Here is an 18,649-nt window from a genome sequence, read left to right as displayed (position 1 = left end):
AATCCTAGTTATGACAACAGCGGCGACGCTATCGTGATGACACCCATGATAAGGAAGAGCAAACAGGCGAGTTGTCTGGTTCGATCGGCATTAATTTTGTCCATTATCCACCGACCTGCAAACACAACCGGCACATTTGCTAACATCATGCCTAAGGTTGAGCCTAGCAAGACCATCCACACACTGCCATAGTGAGCGCCTAATAAAACCGTGGCGATTTGCGTTTTGTCGCCAATTTCAGCAAGGAAGAACAACACAAAGGTTGCGCCAAACGCTCCGTATTTCAGCATGCTATTTTCTTCGCTGTCGTCTTTGTCTGGGATCAATAACCACAATCCAACAGCGATAAAGCTTAAGCCCACAATCCAACTGATGGCACTTTCGGGAATCCAACGAGCGATTTCGACACCAAGCCAAGCGGATAAAAGATGATTGAATAGCGTGGCAAAAAGAATGCCCATCACAATTGACATTTTAGACGCAAAACGAGTGGCAAGAAATAACGCTAAAAGTTGGGTTTTATCGCCCATTTCAGCAAGAGCAACGGTAGAGATAGAAGTGACGAGAGCTTCCATTTTTTGATAGGTCCTAGGTGGGCTATAAAACATAAGACAATAACCTGTGCCCACCTGAGCCAAGTCGTTGTCTTAAGTCTCACCAATCCTGTCGATTTGCATCGTATCAGGACTTCTTTGCCACGAGCGTGAGGCTCAATTATGTTGACAAAGAATCTTTGCAGTACAAAAAATTGTATATGCAAAGAAGATTACTCCCCTAAGAAGGCGCTGATAATAGAGTATTTGCCAAAAAAAAACAACGCGAACTGCCATGGCCATTCGCGTTGTTTTTTAAAAAAGATATTACTTTATAAAGGAATACTTATTTATAAAGGTGAATATCGCTGTGTAACCCTTTCCACAAACTCACACACATGACCAGCATGAGCAAGGTAAACGGTAAGCCAATCGTGATGGCTGCTGCTTGAATCGCACCCAGTGCTTCAGAACCGCCACCAACAAGGAGAGCGATCGCAATGATACCTTCTAGAACGGCCCAGAATACACGCTGAATCATCGGTGCATCGGTTTTACCACCAGCGGTGATGCCGTCGATAACCAAAGAACCCGAATCAGAAGAGGTAACGAAGAAGACCAATACTAGAATAATACCCACGAACGACGTGATAGACGTAAGCGGCAAGCTAGCGAACATTTGGAACATTGCAAGCGACGAATCAGTAATGCCATTGGCCAATGCGCCGACGCCATTTTCAACTTGTTCTAGTGCAGAACCACCGAAAATAGACATCCAAACAAGAGACACAACGGTTGGTACTAATAGCACAGCAACAATGAATTCACGTACGGTACGACCACGAGAAACGCGGGCGATAAACATGCCGACAAATGGTGACCAGGAAATCCACCAAGCCCAGTAGAACACTGTCCACCCGTGGTAGAAGGTTTCGTCTTCACGGCCAATCCAGTTACTGAGCGGAATGATATTTTCAACATAGCTCAAGAAGAAAGAACCCATTGCCGCAAAAATAGCGCCCGTGTTACCCACGATCACAATAAACAACGCCAGAGCCGCTGCAATGATCATGTTGACGTTAGACAGAAGCTTAACGCCGCCTTCTAGGCCACGAGCTACCGAAATAATCGCGACGGCCGTTACGGCAATAATCACCACGATTTGCGTCATTAATGTATTGGGAATACCAAACAAAAAGTGCAGGCCGCTGGTGGCTTGTTGCGCGCCAAAACCAAGGGATGTTGCCAAACCAAAGATCGTCGCGATGACCGAAATAACGTCGATTACGTGACCAATTCCGCCCCATACTTTCTCACCGAATAACGGGTAAAAAGCAGAACGAATCGTCAGAGGCAAGCCTTTGTTGTACGCGAAGAACGCCAAAGAAAGGCCGACAACCGCATAAATTGCCCAAGGATGAAGACCCCAATGGAACATGGTTGCGCCCATGGCCGCGTCTTTTGCTTCTGGTGTGTTTGCAACGACGTCAAATGGCGTACCGTACCAGCCGGTGTAATAGGCAACAGGTTCTGCAACACTCCAGAACATTAAGCCAATACCCATGCCTGCGGCGAACAGCATCGAAAACCACGTGATGGTTGAGTGTTCTGCTTTTGCTTCTGTTCCACCAAGGCGAATCTTCCCGAGAGGAAGGGCAATCAATAGTAGGCAGAAAAGAACAAAAATATTACCAGAGACCATAAAGAACCAATCAAAATTATTGATTGACCAGCTTTTTGCTCCTGATAAAAGTGCACTAGCATCAGCAGGGAATAAGATACTGCCTAAGATGAATGCAAAAATGATGATGGCGCTTGTGCTGAATACAGGGTTAAGTACATCTAGCCCAAGAAATTGTACGTTATCTTGTCCTACTTTGTACGATGTGTTGTATTCTGCCCGACCACTGTCAGGTACTTTATTACTCATAAATACTCTCCTGTATAAGTGAAATTTTCCAATTTATCTAAACGAAAACAAACCTGAACGTTTTTTATACAATTTCGTTAATCCAACACTAAAAGTATTTCCACTGTCAGGTTGTTCTTAATACGACGTATATTGTTCCATTTCAGCAATGGATTGATCATCTAACGTTGTAGAGGTTGCAACGCAGCTTGTTTGACGCTGTATCCAATAAGAGTTTGGCGGCCTGTTGAGAAAGATGACCTTGCTAAAAAAGGAATAAAGCGACAGCTTTGTTTTGGTGTTTGAAAAGACATTCTCTATTGAAAAACACACTAGATTTTACACTTCCAATAGAACAAAAAAAGACCATCAAAGATGGCCTTTTTTTGTTCTTAACCACGCAAGGGTTACATCAATTTAGTTAGATGTCAAATTATAGTAAACAAAACGACAGGCTAAGGAAGGAAGAGTTCCAGCAATTCATTGAGGAATAATTTGCCTTTTTCTGTGGTTTTAATGCGCTGATTTTGCCATTCATTGGTCTCTAACAATCCTTGCTTTAATGCTGTTTCGCAGGCATTTATTAGAAAGTTTGGTACTTTTTGGTAAGTGAAGCGTTCATAATCTTTTAAATCAAACGTTTCAAATAAGCGTAAGCGGTTCATCATAAACTCAAGCGGTAAATCTGCTTGCTCGATGGCGTCTTTGATGGCCAAGGCTTCTGGTAGATTATTTAAGTAATGATTTGGGTGTCGTGTCTTTCGTGTACGAAATATTTGACCATTAAGTAATGTGATCTTTCCGTGTGCTCCCGCACCAATGCCGATGTAATCGCCAAAGCGCCAATAGTTGAGATTGTGTGCTGCGCGGCGATCTTTTTTCGAGTTGGCAGAGACTTCATATTGCGCATAACCATGCTGAGCGAGCAGCGCTTGACCTTCGTCCTGAATGCCCCACAAGGTATTGTCTTCTGGCAGGGTAGGAGGGCGGCGATAAAATTCGGTGTTGGGTTCGATGGTGAGCTGATACCAAGACAAGTGTTCAGGGTTCAGTTCGATGGCAAGAGACAAGTCTTCCATGGCCATCTCTAGGCTTTGATCAGGTAAGCCATGCATCAAATCGAGGTTAATATTGTCGAAGCCAGCGGCTCTCGACTTATCCACAGCGTGTATGGCTTCTTCTCGGTTGTGGATTCTTCCTAGGGTTTTCAACAGGTTTGGCTGGAAACTTTGAATCCCAATAGAAAGTCGATTGATGCCCGCTTGACGAAAATGGCTGAATTTTTCCTGCTCAAACGTACCTGGATTGGCTTCCATGGTGATTTCCGCGCCATCAACCCAGGTTAACTTTTCGCGTAAAGCGTCCATCAAACGATAGTAAAAGTCTTCGCTCATTAAGCTTGGCGTGCCGCCACCGATAAACGCCGTTTGGATTGGGCGACCAGCAACATAAGGTAAGTCGGCGTCTAAGTCTGCGAGCAATTGTGCTAAATAAGCGTCTTCTGGCAGCTTGCCATTGGTTTCAAAACGGTCCGCTTGATGGGAGTTGAAATCACAATAAGGGCATTTCCGTACACACCAAGGCAAATGTATATACAGACTCAGCGGAGGCAAAAGGTTGCTCACAATGGGTTACTCAACGGAACATCACCTTGTTGAAACGCGGTAAAAAGTTGTTTGAGTGCTTTTGCGCGATGGCTGATTTGGTTTTTGATTTCTTTCGGTAAGCTGGCTGCGCTGCAGCCGCACTCTGGCACGTAAAAGACAGGGTCGTAACCAAAGCCTTCTAGGCCTTCGTTTGAGGTCATGATACGGCCTTCCCAAACGCCGTGAAATACGTGGGGTGTTGGATCGTCTTTATGGCGCATATAAGCCAAAACGCAATGGAAGCGGGCGGTGCGATCTTGTTCGGCAACGCCGTCTAGCTTTTCCAAGAGCAATGCGTTGTTTGCGTCGTTGTTGCCATGTTCGCCCGCAAAACGCGCCGAATAAATGCCCGGCGCGCCATCGAGATAATCCACTTCAATGCCGGAATCATCGGCCAACGCAGGCAAGCCAGTTTGAGCACACGCATTGCGCGCTTTCAAAATAGCATTCTCAATAAAGCTTAAGCCGTTTTCTTCGGCTTCTTCGACGTTAAAGTCACTTTGCGGTTTGACGTCGATGCCCATATCACTGAGTAACGCATTGAATTCATTTATTTTACCGGCATTGTTGCTGGCTAGAACGATGGTTTTATTCACCGGAGTTTCCTCTTAGTATTCTGTAACAAAGGCGGCTTATTGGCCGCCTTTGTGTGTGATGTGTAACGCGATGTTTGGCTTAGCGACTGATGTGGAAAATCGCCGTTTCGCTGAACAGGTTTGGCATAGAGCGAATCCACCAGTGGTCTTTCAAATGCCCATCAACCGCGGCCCAACGCAAAATTTTGATGTCTTTCTCACGGCACAAGCGTTCAAAGTCTTCAAAGGTGAAAAAGTGAATGTTGGGCGTGTCATACCAGTTGTACGGCAAGAAATCTGACACTGGCATACGGCCTTTTAGCGCAAGGTGAAGTCGGCTGCGCCAGTGTCCAAAGTTCGGAAAAGTAATGATGCATTCTTTGCCAATGCGCAACATTTCATCGATCAACAAATCAGGACGACGAAATTGCTGCAGTGCATGAGTCATCAGCACAAGATCAAAACTCTGATCGTCAAAGTTTTGCAAACCTTCGTCGATGTTTTGATCCAAAACGGGAATGCCTTTTTCGATACAGGTATTCAAGTCGTCAGGGCCGATTTCAAGGCCGTAACCACTGACTTTTTTGTTCTCAATAAGGTGATGAAGTAACTCGCCTGGGCCACAAGCCAAATCGAGTACACGAATGTTAGGCTGAATCCATTCGTCGATCATTTCTAAGTCAGAACGCATTAGTTGGCCTCCGTCGTTAAGCGATTGGCAACACGGTTTAAAAAGGTTTGTAATAAGGTCATGTAACGCGGAATCGGGAACAGAAACGCATCATGACCTTCTTCAGCTTCAATTTTCGCGTACGAAACGGGCTTGCCTGCTTTAATGAGCGCGTTGACGATTTCTTCGCTGCGCTCCGGCGCAAAACGCCAGTCGGTGGTAAAAGACACCAATAAAAACTCGCATTTTGCTTTGCTCAGTACCGCCGCTAAATCGCCGTCTGCTTGCGCCGCAGGATCAAAGTAGTCGAGCGCTTTGGTCATTAACATATAAGTATTGGCGTCGAAACGTTTGGTAAAAGCTTCGCCTTGATACCGCAGATAGCTTTCGACTTCGAACTCAATGCCGTAGTTGTATTGGTAGCTGTCATGGCGCATTTGACGACCAAATTTGGCGCCCATGGCATCGTCCGATAAATACGTGATGTGGCCCAACATGCGAGCCAAGCCAAGGCCGTTGGTTGGCACGGAATCATGGTTCAAATAGTTGCCGTCAAAAAAGTCAGGATCGCGGCGAATCGACTGACGCGCAACTTCGTTGAACGCGATATTTTGTGTCGATAACTTCGGCGCAGACGCCACAATGATCGCGTTTTTTAAGCGATCGGGAAAACGAATGCTCCATTCCAAGGCTTGCATGCCGCCAAGGCTGCCACCAACAATTGCCGCAAAGGTTTGAATGCCGAGTAAATCAGCGAGGCGCGCTTGGCTTTCAACCCAATCTTCTACCGTCACAATTGGGAAGTTGGCTTCCCAGCGCTGGCCTGTTTCTGGGTTGATGCTAGTTGGCCCTGTTGAACCACAGCAACCGCCTAAGTTGTTCAGTGAAATAACAAAAAAACGATTGGTATCGATGGCTTTGCCTGGCCCGATGGCCGAATCCCACCAACCGGGTTTTGTGTCCGACATCGCGTGGTAACCTGCGGCGTGGTGATCGCCGCTCAGCGCATGGCAAATCAGAATGGCATTGGACGCCTGTTCGTTCAGCGTGCCATAGGTTTCGTAGGTCAGTTGGTACGAGGACAGAACTTGTCCGCATGACAGCGCCAACGGTGTCTCGAATTGCGCAATCTGTGGCGTAACAATACCAACAGAGTCGGCTGGAATGACGTCCGGCATAGGTTTGTTTTTATCCTAAAGTAAAGCCCTAGTGAAAGTGCTCGAATTCCCGTGAAGACGCATGGGAAGGGTTATCGATGAATGATGCCACACAGTCTAGCGTTTGCGCCTAGTGTCATCAAGGGGCGGATCGTGTCATCAAAGGATTGAAAGCGAAAACAAAAGAGGGAAAAAACGCGTCTAGGTCGTTTTCGAAAACGATCTAGACACGGTTTGGTTTGGCTTACACGAGCGTAAAGACTTGAGTCTTACCCGCCAGCTGTTCTGAGAGCTGCTGAATCTGCTTGGTTTTGTCGGCCAAGATATCAATGGAGCTGGTGTCTTGGTTAAGTTGTTGAGCGATTTGTTCCATCTCCGTGCTCATTTGAATGGCGGTGCTGGCAACATCTTGAATGGCGTTGGCCATGGCGTCGGTGGATTGCGATCCTGTCATGGCATTGCTTTCTATGTCTCGCATGGCGTCTTGTGCTTTGTTGCCGTTTTCACTGATGATTTTTAGATTGTCTTGTCCGCTTTCCATGGTGGTGATGGCGGTTTGCGTTGAGTGTTGGATGGTGCTGACAATGTCGGTGATTTTCGACGTGGCGTCGACGGTTTTTTCCGCTAATGCTCGCACTTCATCGGCCACCACGGAAAACCCTCGTCCCGCTTCGCCTGCCCGCGCGGCTTCAATGGCCGCATTCAGGGCGAGTAAGTTGGTTTGGCTCGCAAGGTCGTTGATCATCGCAATGACGCTGTCGATATTTTTTGACAATCGGCCCAGCTCGTCGAGTTGCTGGCTGGTTTGGTTAACGATACTCACGGTGTCCGTGATGCTTCTGAGTACCATTTTGATCGTGTCTGCGCCCGATTTTGCAGACTGATAGGTTTCGTTCGATTGCGACTTCAAATCGCTGGTGGTACTGGACAATTCGTTTAATCGACTGGAGATGTCGTCCGTTGCGCTGGCCAATGAATGCGTGCGTTGGTTCACCAAGTGGTTGCTGTTGGCGATGCTACCAATGGTGTTGTTTAAGTCGGTGGACATGGTGCTGACTTGACCTGTGGTGAAGACCACATCTTTTAGGACATTTCCTAGACCGTGGGTCATTTCATTCAGGGATTGACTCAACTGGTCGAATTCGTCGTTGCGCTTGTTGTTGACCAAAGCTTTAGAAGACATGTCGCCTTGTTTGACTTTGTTGAGATCGGTAATGATGTTCTGCAAGGTGATGTTGACGCTGCGCCCAATGGCCATCATTAATAGCCCGGCAGCAATACTGACGGCAATACTGACGCCGAGCAGCATGGCATTGGCTTGAGCTGAGCTGGTTTCTGATTCTGCTTCGGCTTGTAAAAACAGAGTATTAATAAGCTGGTTTGCCTTGAGTTGACCGGCATCGAATTGATCTTTTTCGGCGCTAAAAGTGGCTTCTGCTTGGTCAAGTACTTGGAATTCTTTGCCATATTGAAGTAAAGCCTCTCGATACGCATTGGCTTTTACACCATGGGTTTCTTGAAAACCAAAGTTCTCAATACGGTTGTCAAAACGCATAAAACTGTCGTTAAAAGCGTCTAAGTCACTTTCGGTCGGATCGGATAGATAGCTGGCTTCCGCTTTGCGGACGTTGGTGAATTCACGTTTTAAGAGGCTGAGTTTTTTAATATCTTCACTGATTTCTGTGCCCATTTTGTCTATGGCACCACGTAACCCTGAAGACGAATCGAAGCCAATAATGTAGCGAACTTTGATCAAGGCAATCAGCGCTTGGCTATAGCGGTTTATTTCAACCAGGCTGTCATCGAGTACCTGTTTAAGGTCTTCATTTTGCGCTCTTTCAATGTTGGCGCCGATGATGGCGTCGTTCTCTTCTATTTGTTTGTTGGCGCTTGCAAGGTATTCGTCGTAGTTTTCCACCGAGATGGATCGAATACTATCGGCTATTTCCAGCAAATGAATACGAAGTAGGTCGTTTGATGCCTGTATCTTCGAAAGGGTTAACAGTTCGTTGTTGGCTTTTTGTTGAGAGGAAAGGCCTCCCATGGCCACAAATGTCACAATGATGAATCCCAGAATTGCGGTGATGAGCAGAATCAAGAGCTTTGCTTTAAAGGATAGGTTTGCCAACATAATGACCTTCCTGTGCGTTGGGGCGGTTAAATGATGTGCACATAAATGGCACGCAGAGACATTGGTCTATGCAAGCATCGTGCTAAAAATACATCTTTTAATATAGCGGAGTTTGGCGGAAAGGATAGGTATTGGTGCGATGTCCGCCGCGCTATTTTGGGGCGATGATTTGCTGAAAAAAGAAAGAAGCCCTGTTTTGGTCAGGGCTTTGGAATGGGTTATTTGGCAATTTCAAATAGACGATAGACAAGTTGTCCGGCGTTTTTTTCTTTCTTTAAAGACCAGTGTATTGGTAGCGCAGGAAGTGAGGCTTCTTTTTCCATTTCTATGTAAACGAGCGCACGATCCGCGAGCCAGCCCTTTTCCAGCAATGGAATGATTTGCGCTAGCCAACCCTTTCGAAACGGAGGATCGAGAAAAATAATGTCCATCGGGCGTGGCGTCGCCGAATCCAAAAATGCCGCGGCGTTCTGCGCGATGACATCGGCGTTGGTTGCGCCCAGCGTAGTCAAGTTAGTGGTCATTTGTTGCGAAACAATACGAGAGTTGTCGACAAAAGTGAGGTGTTTCGCGCCTCGTGACAAGGCCTCTAATCCCAAGGCGCCAGAGCCACAAAAGAAATCGCCGCACACCGCGCCCGGAACATGATGATTGATCCAGTTAAATAAGGTTTCGCGTACTCTGTCTGGTGTGGGGCGCAAGCCTTCAATATCAGGTATTGGCAATTGGCGTGATCGCCATTCACCTGAAATAATTCGCAGCTTGGAAGCCTTTGCTTTGTTTTTGTGTGTGGTGTTGGGAGTGCTTTTTCTCATTGGTAAACCTGAATCTCTTGGTAGGACGATGGTTTTAATAACTGTTTGAGGGACGCTTGGTAGTCTTCTATGGTGTAACTGTCGATGGCGTCTTTGTAGTCGCTGGCAAACTGAGTCAATGTCAGTTGGCCATCTTCATGAGTGACTTGTGTGGCGATGTGGCTCCACCAAATGGGCGATAGCGCTTGCTTTTCCAGCTGAGCTTTGAAGGTGTCAAATAAGGTATCAAAGGCTTTTTTATCGGTCGCTGACGGAATCTGTTCCGAATAAATGAAGTGCTTGGCATCCACTTTAGAAGGTTGCTTTTCTGCGCTGGTGATTGATAGGGCATCCGCATATTGAATGTTCCATCGCGCCCAAGGTTGATTCGCCGATAAAGTGAGAGCGAGCTGAACAAAATCGATGGCAGGCTGCTGATTTAGCGTGCTGACCAAATCTGTTCCCCACAGCTGTAAGCTGATCCATTCTTTGACTGTGACCATCGGTGTGAGTGCTACCGCGCTGCCACTTTGCCACAGTGCGTCTGTCTTATGTTGAGAACCGGTATGGCTTGGGTTGAACCCGTGGGTCTTCAAGGATGCACTCGATAATTTATAATCATGGCTGATTGAATTGATCGCGCGTTGAACTGTTTGTTTGGCTTCTGGCGACATATCCCCAATGATGGCAATACTTACCGCCGTGTTTTTTAAGCCTTGATAATAGGCGGACACTTGTTCCAGAGTGATGCTGTGTTTGTCGCTTTGATCGACCGATGCGTCCTGATTTGAAAATAATGCTTGTTCGAGCTGGTGTTGCAGTGGTGGCGTTGCTTTGTGTTGGCGTTGCCACTGCTCGAAGGTTCGGCGCTTGAAATCGGGCGCGTTGAGCCAATGATTCACCAATGACAGGGTGGGAACCAAGTAGCGAGGCTCATTACTGAGAGTTAAGCCAATGGTTTGGTTTTCATGGTCGTAATAGCTGCTTGCTTTGGCAGCAAGCGGGGTCAGCCTTTGGTTAATCGAGGCGGTGCTCAATGGCAGCGAATCACTCATCAACATGGCTAATGTTGTTTGCGCCAGTGTTGTGTTGGGGGTTCCGGACCGGAATGAAAGACGAATTTCGAGTTTCGTGCTGTCTTTCCATTGTTCTTGTTTTAACCAAATGACAGGAACCCCCGACGTGGTTGTCCAGGTTTCTAGTATGGGAATCGGCAGTTTACTGCTGGGTGCGGTTAGGGTTAATAGCCAGATGGCAAGTGTGCAAAATAGCATTACAGCCGATAAAACTGGTCGGCTAAAGAGAGGTTTGTCGCTGTCGAACATAATGAACCTTGAGGCGATGGTTGTTAAGCGTATGTTTGCGTGAAACTAAGCCTGCTTGCGAGCCAGAATGGTGTTAAAATAATCGTTTTTAAGCGTCCATGTATGTGGCGCAGTGTCTAATCATAGCATTTCACTGGTGCTTACTGCATCAGTCAAAATAAAGAGACCGATTGAATGGAAGTTGTTAATCAGATCATTGCTTTTTTCACACCGTATCTTGGTGAATATGCTCGTTATATACCAATCCTCATTGGTGCCTTGTTAGCGATTGTGGCGTTTGTTATTCGTCGTCGCTTTGTGAATAAATTGAATGCAGATATCGCCGCCGCGAAGAAAAAGGGTAGAGATGCATCGGACACGTTAGCAGAATCGTCTGTGTTGGCCGAAACTTCTGATGATAAGCTGGATTCTACAGCGCAAGCGACAAGCGAGTCTTCTCAAACCGTAGAAGAAACACCAGACGTTGACCCACAACCGACATTGTCGTGGGCGCAGCGTATTAAGTCTGGTTTGTCTCGAACGCGCGGTGGATTAGGCAATGGTTTGGCGGCGGTCATTGGCGTAAGTAAAAAAGTCGACGATGACTTGTTAGAAGAACTGGAAACCCAGTTGTTGATGGCGGACGTTGGGATCGATGCAACGCAGGCATTAATAGACGGTTTGACAGAAAAATTGAACCGCAAGGAATTGAAAGATTCAGACACTTTATTGACGCACTTGAAAGCCGATATGGAAGGTATTCTGGACCAGTCTCAAAAAGAGCTTGATCCAACGAGTCAGGACGGACCTTTTGTTATCTTGATGGTGGGCGTGAATGGTGTCGGTAAGACCACAACCATTGGCAAGCTGGCGAAGAAATATCAGGCCGAAGGCAAAAGCGTTATGTTGGCGGCAGGCGATACTTTCCGTGCGGCGGCGGTTGAGCAGCTTGAAGTATGGGGCGAGCGCAACAAGGTTCCGGTGGTGGCTCAGCATACGGGTGCTGATTCTGCGTCGGTTATTTATGATGCGATAGAATCCGCTAAAGCCAAAGGCATCGACGTTGTGATCGCAGACACCGCGGGTCGTTTGCAGAACAAAGCCAACTTGATGAACGAGTTATCAAAAGTCGTTCGCGTGATGAAAAAGCTGGATGTGCATGCACCTCATGAAGTCATGCTCGTTCTTGATGCAGGCACTGGTCAAAATGCCATCAGTCAGGCTAAGCTGTTTTCCGAGGCCGTTGGTGTGAGTGGTATCACGTTGACAAAATTGGATGGAACGGCAAAAGGCGGTATCATTTTCGCGATTGCAAAGCAGTTTGGTTTGCCGATACGTTACATTGGCGTTGGCGAGCAGGCCGACGATTTGCGTCCTTTTGTTGCCCAAGAGTTTGTAGACGCTTTGTTTGATAATGAATAGCTTGATAATGAATAGCTTGATAGTGAATAGTTTGATCAAGAATAAGGCGTGTTAGGGTCTGTTTCTTTCTAATCTAAGGATGCTGAATTAGCGTGGAAATCGAATTTCAACGAGTGGGTAAAAAGTACGAGAGCGGACAAGAAGCGTTGTCGCAAGTGAGTTTTCATTTGCGTCAGGGTGAAATGGCGTTTCTTACTGGGCATTCTGGTGCGGGTAAAAGCACCTTAATGAAACTCATGATGATGATTGAGCGTCAAACTTCTGGGCAAATTTTGGTGGATGGGGTCGATTTACGCACCTTGAGCCGCCGAGCGATTCCGCACCACAGGCGTCGAGTTGGCGTTGTTTTCCAGAATCATCAGTTGTTATTAGATCGAAGTGTTTTCCATAACGTGGCGTTGCCGCTTCAAGTAAGCGGCGCGGATCCTCAACAAATTGCCAAACGTGTTCGTGCCGCGTTGGACAAAGTGGGGTTGTTAGACAAAGAGAAATACAATCCAATGGCCTTGTCTGGCGGCGAACAGCAGCGCGTCGGTATTGCCCGCGCAGTGGTGAATAAGCCACAGTTATTGTTGGCTGATGAGCCAACGGGTAATTTGGACCCTAAATTATCCGCTGAAATCATGAACCTTTTTCAAGAATTTAACCGCGTTGGCGTGACGGTATTGGTCGCTAGCCATGATTTGGCGTTGGTGGCGCGTATGCGTCATCGCGTGTTGACCTTGAATCAAGGTCGAATGGTGAACGATGGAGGGTTTGGCTAAATGGCACAGAAGCCGAACCAACGAGGCGCGACACGCGAATCCATAAAAGCCACCAAGCATAATTGGCCGACACGGACGGTTTTTCAACCGGCTAAATACTTTCGTCAGCATCAAGCCACATTAACCGAAAGTTTTATGCGCTTGCTGGGCTACCCTTTAGCGAGTGTGATGACAGTCATGGTGATTGCCATTGCGTTGTCTTTGCCCGGTGGCTTGTATGTTTTATTGAAGAATGTGCAATCCGTTACGGATCAATGGGAGCAGCAATCGGTTATTACACTCTACCTTTTCCCCGGTTTGGAAGACACACAAGCGTTGGCGTTGTCGCATCGTATTTCCGCTCAAGAGGACGTGGCGTCGGTAGAGTATATTTCTAAGGAAGAAGGCTTGAGGTATTTCGAGCGTTCAAGTGGTTATGAGCAAATTATGTCTTCGTTACCGGAAAACCCATTGCCGATCGTATTGCGCGTTATTCCGAAAGAAACCGTTGATGTGACAACCTTGTCTAGTCTGCAAGCATTACGTGACCAACTGGATGCTCAAAAAGAAGTGGAATATGCAGAACTCGATGCACAATGGTTACAGCGTCTTGCGAATATACTGAGTTTTGGGCAACGATTTGTGTATGCCTTGTCTGTTTTGTTGGTGGTCGCCGTGTTTTTGATCGTGGGTAATACCATCAGAATGGCGGTAGAAAGTCGCCGTAATGAAGTCTTGGTTATGAAATTAGTTGGAGCAACAGACGCCTATATTCGTCGACCATTTTTGTATATGGGTTTTTGGTTTGGCGTGCTCGGCGGATTTTTCGCTAGCCTTTGTATTCTCTTGCTTAGCTGGTGGGTAAGTGCACCAGCAGAGCGATTGATTGACTTGTATCAAAGTGGTTTTCAGCTGCAGACTTTTAATGCAGATGAGATTGTTTTATGTTTAACTATTAGTGCGTTTGTTGGTGTTGTTGGCGCGTGGATCGCGGTTAATCGACATATAGCAAATATTGAACTGCAGTGACCATAATGGGCGAATATCAGTATTAAGATAATAGCCATGATTTATTCACATTTATGTCACACACACGCAGATTTTACTTGGTAGTATTTTGTCATACACAGTATGAACAATGATAAAGGTGGTAACAGAGATGGGTAAAACTCTCCAGCCTACAGATATGATGATTCCAGGTCAGAACCTAGAGTCCTATATTCAAGCCGTTAGTCGTATTCCAATTTTAACCGCTGACGAAGAAAAAGCGTTGGCTGAGCGTCTTTATTATCAAGAAGACCTTGAAGCCGCACGCACATTGGTCATGTCACATTTAAGATTTGTTGTGCACATTGCGAAAAGCTATTCAGGCTATGGTTTGGCTCAAGGTGACTTGATTCAAGAAGGCAATGTTGGCTTGATGAAAGCCGTGAAACGTTTTAACCCTGAGGTAGGCGTTCGACTTGTGTCTTTTGCCGTGCATTGGATTAAAGCCGAGATTCATGAATTCATTCTGAAAAACTGGCGTATCGTGAAAGTCGCGACAACGAAAGCGCAACGTAAGATGTTTTTTAACTTACGCAGCGCGAAGAAGACGCTGTCTTGGTTCAGTAATTCAGAAGTCGAGTCTGTTGCTAGCGATTTAGGCGTGACGCCTGAAGTGGTTCGCCAAATGGAAGGGCGTTTGAGTTCTTCAGATATGGCATTCGATGCATCGGCAGATGACGATGATGAAACTGCATTTAAAGCGCCGTCACAGTATTTAGAAGATCATCGCGCAGACCCTGCGACCTTGCTTGAGAATGGCGATTGGGAAGAAGATTCTAACCAGCGTCTTGAAGTGGCGATGTCTGACCTTGATGAGCGTAGCCGAAATATTCTTGTTCAGCGTTGGTTGTCTGATGCGAAATCGACGTTACATGAGTTGGCGGATGAATACGGCGTATCAGCAGAACGTATTCGACAACTTGAAAAAAATGCGATGAAAAAAATACGTCTTGCGATGGGCGACGGTCAATTTGATTGATGGTTAGCTTGTTTTAAGGACGATTAAGAGCCCTCTTTAAGAGGGCTTTTTTGTGGCTGCTGTTTTCTGTCGGAATGTGTGGGCTAGTGTTTTTAGACTATTGCTTTGAGTTGAGGTTGTTGCTTTGAGGTTATTGGCTCTGCAGTTGGTTTCCTGCCACAAATCGCCATGTACGAATAATTTCTAACTTATCGACTTCTTTTTTCAGCTCGCTCGGGAAGGTTTGAAAAGGCTCAGCCAAGCGAACGATTCGCATGGCGGCATCATCTAGTACTCGAATTCCAGATGAGTGTAACACTTCAATGTCATCCACAGAGCCATTGGGCAGCAAGATCACCGCGAGGCGTAGCTCGCCATATAAATGGTTACGTTTTGCTTCTTCTGGGTAATGTATGTTGCCGATACGCTCGATTCTACGTCGCCAATCGTCTAGGTATTGTGCATCAATGGCCGCTTTGGCGGACACGGATGTTAGTCGTCGAATCCTTGGGCGCTTGGCGTAAGATTGGCGTTGTTGGTCGAGCAGTGCTTCCAGTGTGGCAATGTCATTGGATAAGTGGCTTGGGATTTGCGTTTCGCCACGGAATTGTTCTTCCAGTGTTTTTGGCTCATGTTCTGATTCATTGATTATTTCAAAGACCGCTTCTTGGTTTTTTGTCGCCAATAAACTGGGTTCATCAATGGGTTCAGCTGAAGCCAATTGCGGCTGCACTGGGGGGGAAATCTCTTGAATCTTATCCGATAAAAAACGCGCATTTTCCGTCGTGGTGAGTTTTTTCTTACGCAGTTCTGTACCGCTTGCTTGCTGATTGGCTTGGGCGATGAAGTCCGCGTCCTTCGGAGCGTTCGTCGTGTGTTGAACTAACGTTACCTCAAGGGTTTTTGGTTTGGGCGCTGGTAACTCAAAGTCGAACCCAATCACCATCACCATCAGCACGTGAGCGCAGATGGCGATGAAGAGAGCGATAGAGAATTTATCGATTACTCGCATGCTGTGATTACGGAAGACGCTTTTCTATGGCTTCTATCAACATCATGGCGATATTTAGGTTGTATTGAGTGTCCAGTTCCCGCACGCAGGTTGGGCTGGTGACGTTGATTTCGGTAAGGTAATCACCAATCACGTCTAAACCGACAAACATAAGGCCTTTTTCTTTTAATGACGGAATCACTTGGTCGCAAATCCAACGGTCGCGATCGGTTAGCGCTCGGCCTTCACCTCGACCTCCGGCCGCTAAGTTGCCGCGGGTTTCGCCGGATGCAGGAATACGCGCCAGCGCATAAGGCACAGGTTCACCGTTGACAACCAGAATACGCTTATCGCCTTGCTTGATTTCCGGAATGAATTTTTGTGCCATGATTTGCTCTGTGCCCAAGTTTGTCAGGGTCTCAATAATCACGCTTACATTGGAATCATCGGGTTTAAGGCGGAAAATCGCCGTGCCACCCATGCCATCTAACGGTTTGAAAATCACGTCGCCGTGCTCTTTATGGAAGCTTTTTAGCAAATCGGCACGACGCGTTACCAAGACGGGTGGGCAACATTGAGGAAATTGAGTGGCAAACAGTTTTTCATTGCAGTCGCGTAAACTTTTTGGATCGTTGACGACCATCGCGCCGTCTCGTTCTGCTTGTTCCAGAATCATGGTGCTGTAAACAAACTCACTGTCGAACGGTGGGTCTTTACGCATTAAGATCACGTCTAATTCACCTAACGGCGTTTTGCTTTCGTCGCCTAGATCATAAAAGTGCGCAGGGTCTTTGTGGACAGCCAATGGACGAGTCATGGCATAGGCTTTACCGTTGTCCAAAAACAAGTCTTTTTGCTCCATGTAAATCAGTTGCCAACCCTTTTCGGCAGCAGCCCATAACATGGCGAGTGACGTGTCTTTTTTGTAGTTAATGGATGAGATTGGATCCATAACAATGCCGAGTTTGATAGTCATAGGGTGGTTCCTAAAGCGAAAGCAACGTTTTAGTGCTTTGATAATACGGTTAATAGGTCTTGATGCTATAGAAATATGGGGGCGCTGAGAAGAAAAAACACCCATGATTTGAAGATAGTTACTTTGTTGAACAAGAATTGCTGGTGATATGAGAGAAATGAAAAAACGCACTTACATGACCATAGGTTAAATGATGATGTTCGTGCGTTTCGAAGTCATAGAATGAATGACGGTTAGATTGTCGTACTGACCAATAAGCGTGTTGTTTCTTGCTATTGGGCATTACAGTTTACCAGCTGCCTGCGTTGTCACCCGCATCAAGGAAAAGCTCACTTTCTAATGAAGTCTTAGCTTTCTCTGTTGGTGTTTCTTGCGGCGCGGTTTGTTGAACAGAACTTTCGACCGCTTGTAATTCGTCGACTGCGCTAGGGCGATCAATAGGTACTTCAGATTTTGCTTCAAACTTGTCGTTAAAGCCCAATAGCTGAGGGCGGTAAATACGAAAGGCGCGCATTAGATCGCCTTTGGCGTTAAACAAACGGAATTCAGAAAAAAGCTCATCGTAGTCAGCGTTCACGTAATCTTGACGAGCTTGGAACAGCTCGTTTTCACTGTCCAAAACGTCTAATAGGGTACGGCGACCAAGACGGAATTGTTTTTCATAGGCTATTTGAGATTCTTTAGTGGCAATAACATATTGTCTGATGTGTTCTTTTTGGCCGTTAGTAGCAATGAACGCTGCCCAAGACAGACGAACAGTCAGTTCGGTGTCTCTGATGGTTTGGCGACGAATTTCTGAAGCCTGAATGTTTTGTTGGACGGCGGTTTCCTTTTTACGTTTATGGGTTCCGCCATTGTATAAATTGTAGTTCAGGCGGATCATCGCTAGTAAGTCTTCGCTCGGGCCTTCGTCACCGTCTAAATTGTTATCCCAAGTACGCTCTACGACAAAGTTGATACTTGGGTAATAATCCGCCTTGGTAATGTCCAGTTGGCTTTCTGTCGCTGCCACATCCCAATAGGCGCCTTCGACCGCTGGGTTGTTCTTTAATGATTCATTGATGGCGGAATCGAGATCCTTAGGCAGCAAGTCTTTATCGGGGACAGGATAAATAAGGGTCTTCGGAGGCATTTCGCCGACAATGTTCTTGTAGTTACTTTCCGCGTCAGTAAGGTTATTAATGGCAGCAAAGTGGTTGGCGTGCGCTTTAGCAAGACGAGCGGTGATTTGGCTTAAGTCCGATTGACGACCGATGCCCGAGTCACTTTTTAACTTAATCTGACTGTAGATGCGTTCGTGAGTTTTTAAATTTAGCTCGGCCAATGTGACCAGCTCACGGTAACGTAAAATATTGGCGTAAACCTGAGCCACTTCCAACGCCGTGTTTTCGACAGAGATCAATGCGCTCCAGCGGTCCGCTTCGGATTCGCTAGACAATCTTTTGACATCGTTTTCAGTTGAGTAGCCGTTAAAAAGCGGTTGGTTAAGCGACAGCGTTAATTCTCGACGCGTTAGATCGATATCTTCCGATCTTGAATTGTCCGCGTAGGTCGTTTCGTGGCCGATGCCTGCAGACAAATCGATGCTAGGATAATAGCCACTACGACGAGCGGTGTCCGCGCTTTCTTTTGTTTCGCGATATTTTGCAATGGATTGCCTAACCGTCGGGCTGTTTTCTATCGCAGTGTAAGTGGCTTCTTCAAGCGTGATGGCGTGTGCCGCAGGTAGGAAAAATGCGCCTATATAAACCGTGCCAGTTAACACTATTCGGTACAACATGTGATCATCTGTC

General features: G+C 46.6%; 16 protein-coding genes and 1 riboswitch. Of the genes, 4 read left to right on the top strand and 12 right to left on the bottom strand.

The annotated features are described in order from the left end of the window. Nucleotides 1-8: 8 nt before the first annotated feature. From D104_RS26095 to D104_RS26055, 9 genes are all read right to left on the bottom strand, one after another. A complete protein-coding gene (locus tag D104_RS26095) occupies nt 9-575 on the bottom strand; it encodes a TMEM165/GDT1 family protein (RefSeq protein ID WP_024023589.1) in 567 nt (188 codons plus the stop codon). 84 nt (nt 576-659) lie between these two features. Beyond that, a riboswitch (yybP-ykoY riboswitch) is annotated at nt 660-789 on the bottom strand. Between the two features lie 90 nt (nt 790-879). Next, the gene (locus D104_RS26090) at nt 880-2,463 is read right to left on the bottom strand and encodes a BCCT family transporter (RefSeq protein WP_024023588.1); all 1,584 of its coding nucleotides are present in this window, start codon (nt 2,461-2,463) and stop codon (nt 880-882) included. Between the two features lie 434 nt (nt 2,464-2,897). Then, complete coding sequence (gene hemW / locus D104_RS26085; RefSeq protein ID WP_024023587.1) at nt 2,898-4,067, bottom strand: radical SAM family heme chaperone HemW; 1,170 nt, start codon at nt 4,065-4,067, stop codon at nt 2,898-2,900. Beyond that, a complete protein-coding gene (gene rdgB / locus D104_RS26080; protein ID WP_024023586.1) occupies nt 4,064-4,684 on the bottom strand; it encodes an RdgB/HAM1 family non-canonical purine NTP pyrophosphatase in 621 nt (206 codons plus the stop codon). The genes hemW and rdgB overlap by 4 nt, the downstream gene beginning before the upstream one ends. Nucleotides 4,685-4,763: 79 nt before the next feature. Then, entirely contained in the window at nt 4,764-5,354 is a 591-nt protein-coding gene (gene metW, locus D104_RS26075) for a methionine biosynthesis protein MetW (protein ID WP_024023585.1), read from the bottom strand. Next, the gene (metX, locus tag D104_RS26070) at nt 5,354-6,511 is read right to left on the bottom strand and encodes a homoserine O-succinyltransferase MetX (protein WP_024023584.1); all 1,158 of its coding nucleotides are present in this window, start codon (nt 6,509-6,511) and stop codon (nt 5,354-5,356) included. The genes metW and metX overlap by 1 nt, the downstream gene beginning before the upstream one ends. Before the next feature lie 223 nt (nt 6,512-6,734). Beyond that, the gene (locus tag D104_RS26065) at nt 6,735-8,621 is read right to left on the bottom strand and encodes a methyl-accepting chemotaxis protein (RefSeq protein WP_024023583.1); all 1,887 of its coding nucleotides are present in this window, start codon (nt 8,619-8,621) and stop codon (nt 6,735-6,737) included. A 218-nt stretch (nt 8,622-8,839) separates the two neighbouring features. Next, nucleotides 8,840-9,436, bottom strand: coding sequence for a 16S rRNA (guanine(966)-N(2))-methyltransferase RsmD (gene rsmD / locus D104_RS26060; protein ID WP_024023582.1), 597 nt, complete (start codon nt 9,434-9,436; stop codon nt 8,840-8,842). Beyond that, entirely contained in the window at nt 9,433-10,740 is a 1,308-nt protein-coding gene (locus tag D104_RS26055; protein WP_024023581.1) for a hypothetical protein, read from the bottom strand. Before D104_RS26055 ends, rsmD begins: the two co-directional genes overlap by 4 nt. Nucleotides 10,741-10,914: 174 nt before the next feature. On the opposite strand from D104_RS26055, the gene ftsY reads away from it, so the two are divergent. From ftsY to rpoH, 4 genes are all read left to right on the top strand, one after another. Then, nucleotides 10,915-12,141 carry a signal recognition particle-docking protein FtsY gene (gene ftsY / locus D104_RS26050; protein ID WP_024023580.1) on the top strand — a complete coding sequence of 409 codons (1,227 nt, stop codon included), beginning with the start codon at nt 10,915-10,917 and terminating at the stop codon, nt 12,139-12,141. Nucleotides 12,142-12,233: 92 nt separating this feature from the next. After that, a complete protein-coding gene (gene ftsE / locus D104_RS26045) occupies nt 12,234-12,905 on the top strand; it encodes a cell division ATP-binding protein FtsE (protein ID WP_024023579.1) in 672 nt (223 codons plus the stop codon). Beyond that, nucleotides 12,906-13,913, top strand: coding sequence for a permease-like cell division protein FtsX (gene ftsX / locus D104_RS26040; protein ID WP_024023578.1), 1,008 nt, complete (start codon nt 12,906-12,908; stop codon nt 13,911-13,913). A 130-nt stretch (nt 13,914-14,043) separates the two neighbouring features. After that, a complete protein-coding gene (gene rpoH / locus D104_RS26035) occupies nt 14,044-14,910 on the top strand; it encodes an RNA polymerase sigma factor RpoH (RefSeq protein ID WP_024023577.1) in 867 nt (288 codons plus the stop codon). Nucleotides 14,911-15,040: 130 nt separating this feature from the next. On the opposite strand, the gene D104_RS26030 is transcribed toward rpoH, so the two are convergent. From D104_RS26030 to D104_RS26020, 3 genes are all read right to left on the bottom strand, one after another. Then, a complete protein-coding gene (locus D104_RS26030) occupies nt 15,041-15,901 on the bottom strand; it encodes an energy transducer TonB (protein WP_024023576.1) in 861 nt (286 codons plus the stop codon). A gap of 7 nt (nt 15,902-15,908) precedes the next feature. Then, on the bottom strand, nt 15,909-16,856 hold the full coding sequence (gshB, locus tag D104_RS26025; protein ID WP_024023575.1) for a glutathione synthase: 948 nt from the start codon (nt 16,854-16,856) through the stop codon (nt 15,909-15,911). 289 nt (nt 16,857-17,145) lie between these two features. Further along, complete coding sequence (locus D104_RS26020) at nt 17,146-18,636, bottom strand: TolC family outer membrane protein (RefSeq protein WP_024023574.1); 1,491 nt, start codon at nt 18,634-18,636, stop codon at nt 17,146-17,148. Nucleotides 18,637-18,649 lie beyond the last annotated feature (13 nt).

It is taken from the genome of Marinomonas profundimaris, assembly GCF_000508165.1.
GTDB classification, from domain to species: Bacteria; Pseudomonadota; Gammaproteobacteria; order Pseudomonadales; family Marinomonadaceae; genus Marinomonas; species Marinomonas profundimaris.
The sequence above is the reverse complement of the archived record's forward strand: the minus strand, read 5'-3'. Positions and strand labels throughout refer to the sequence as shown.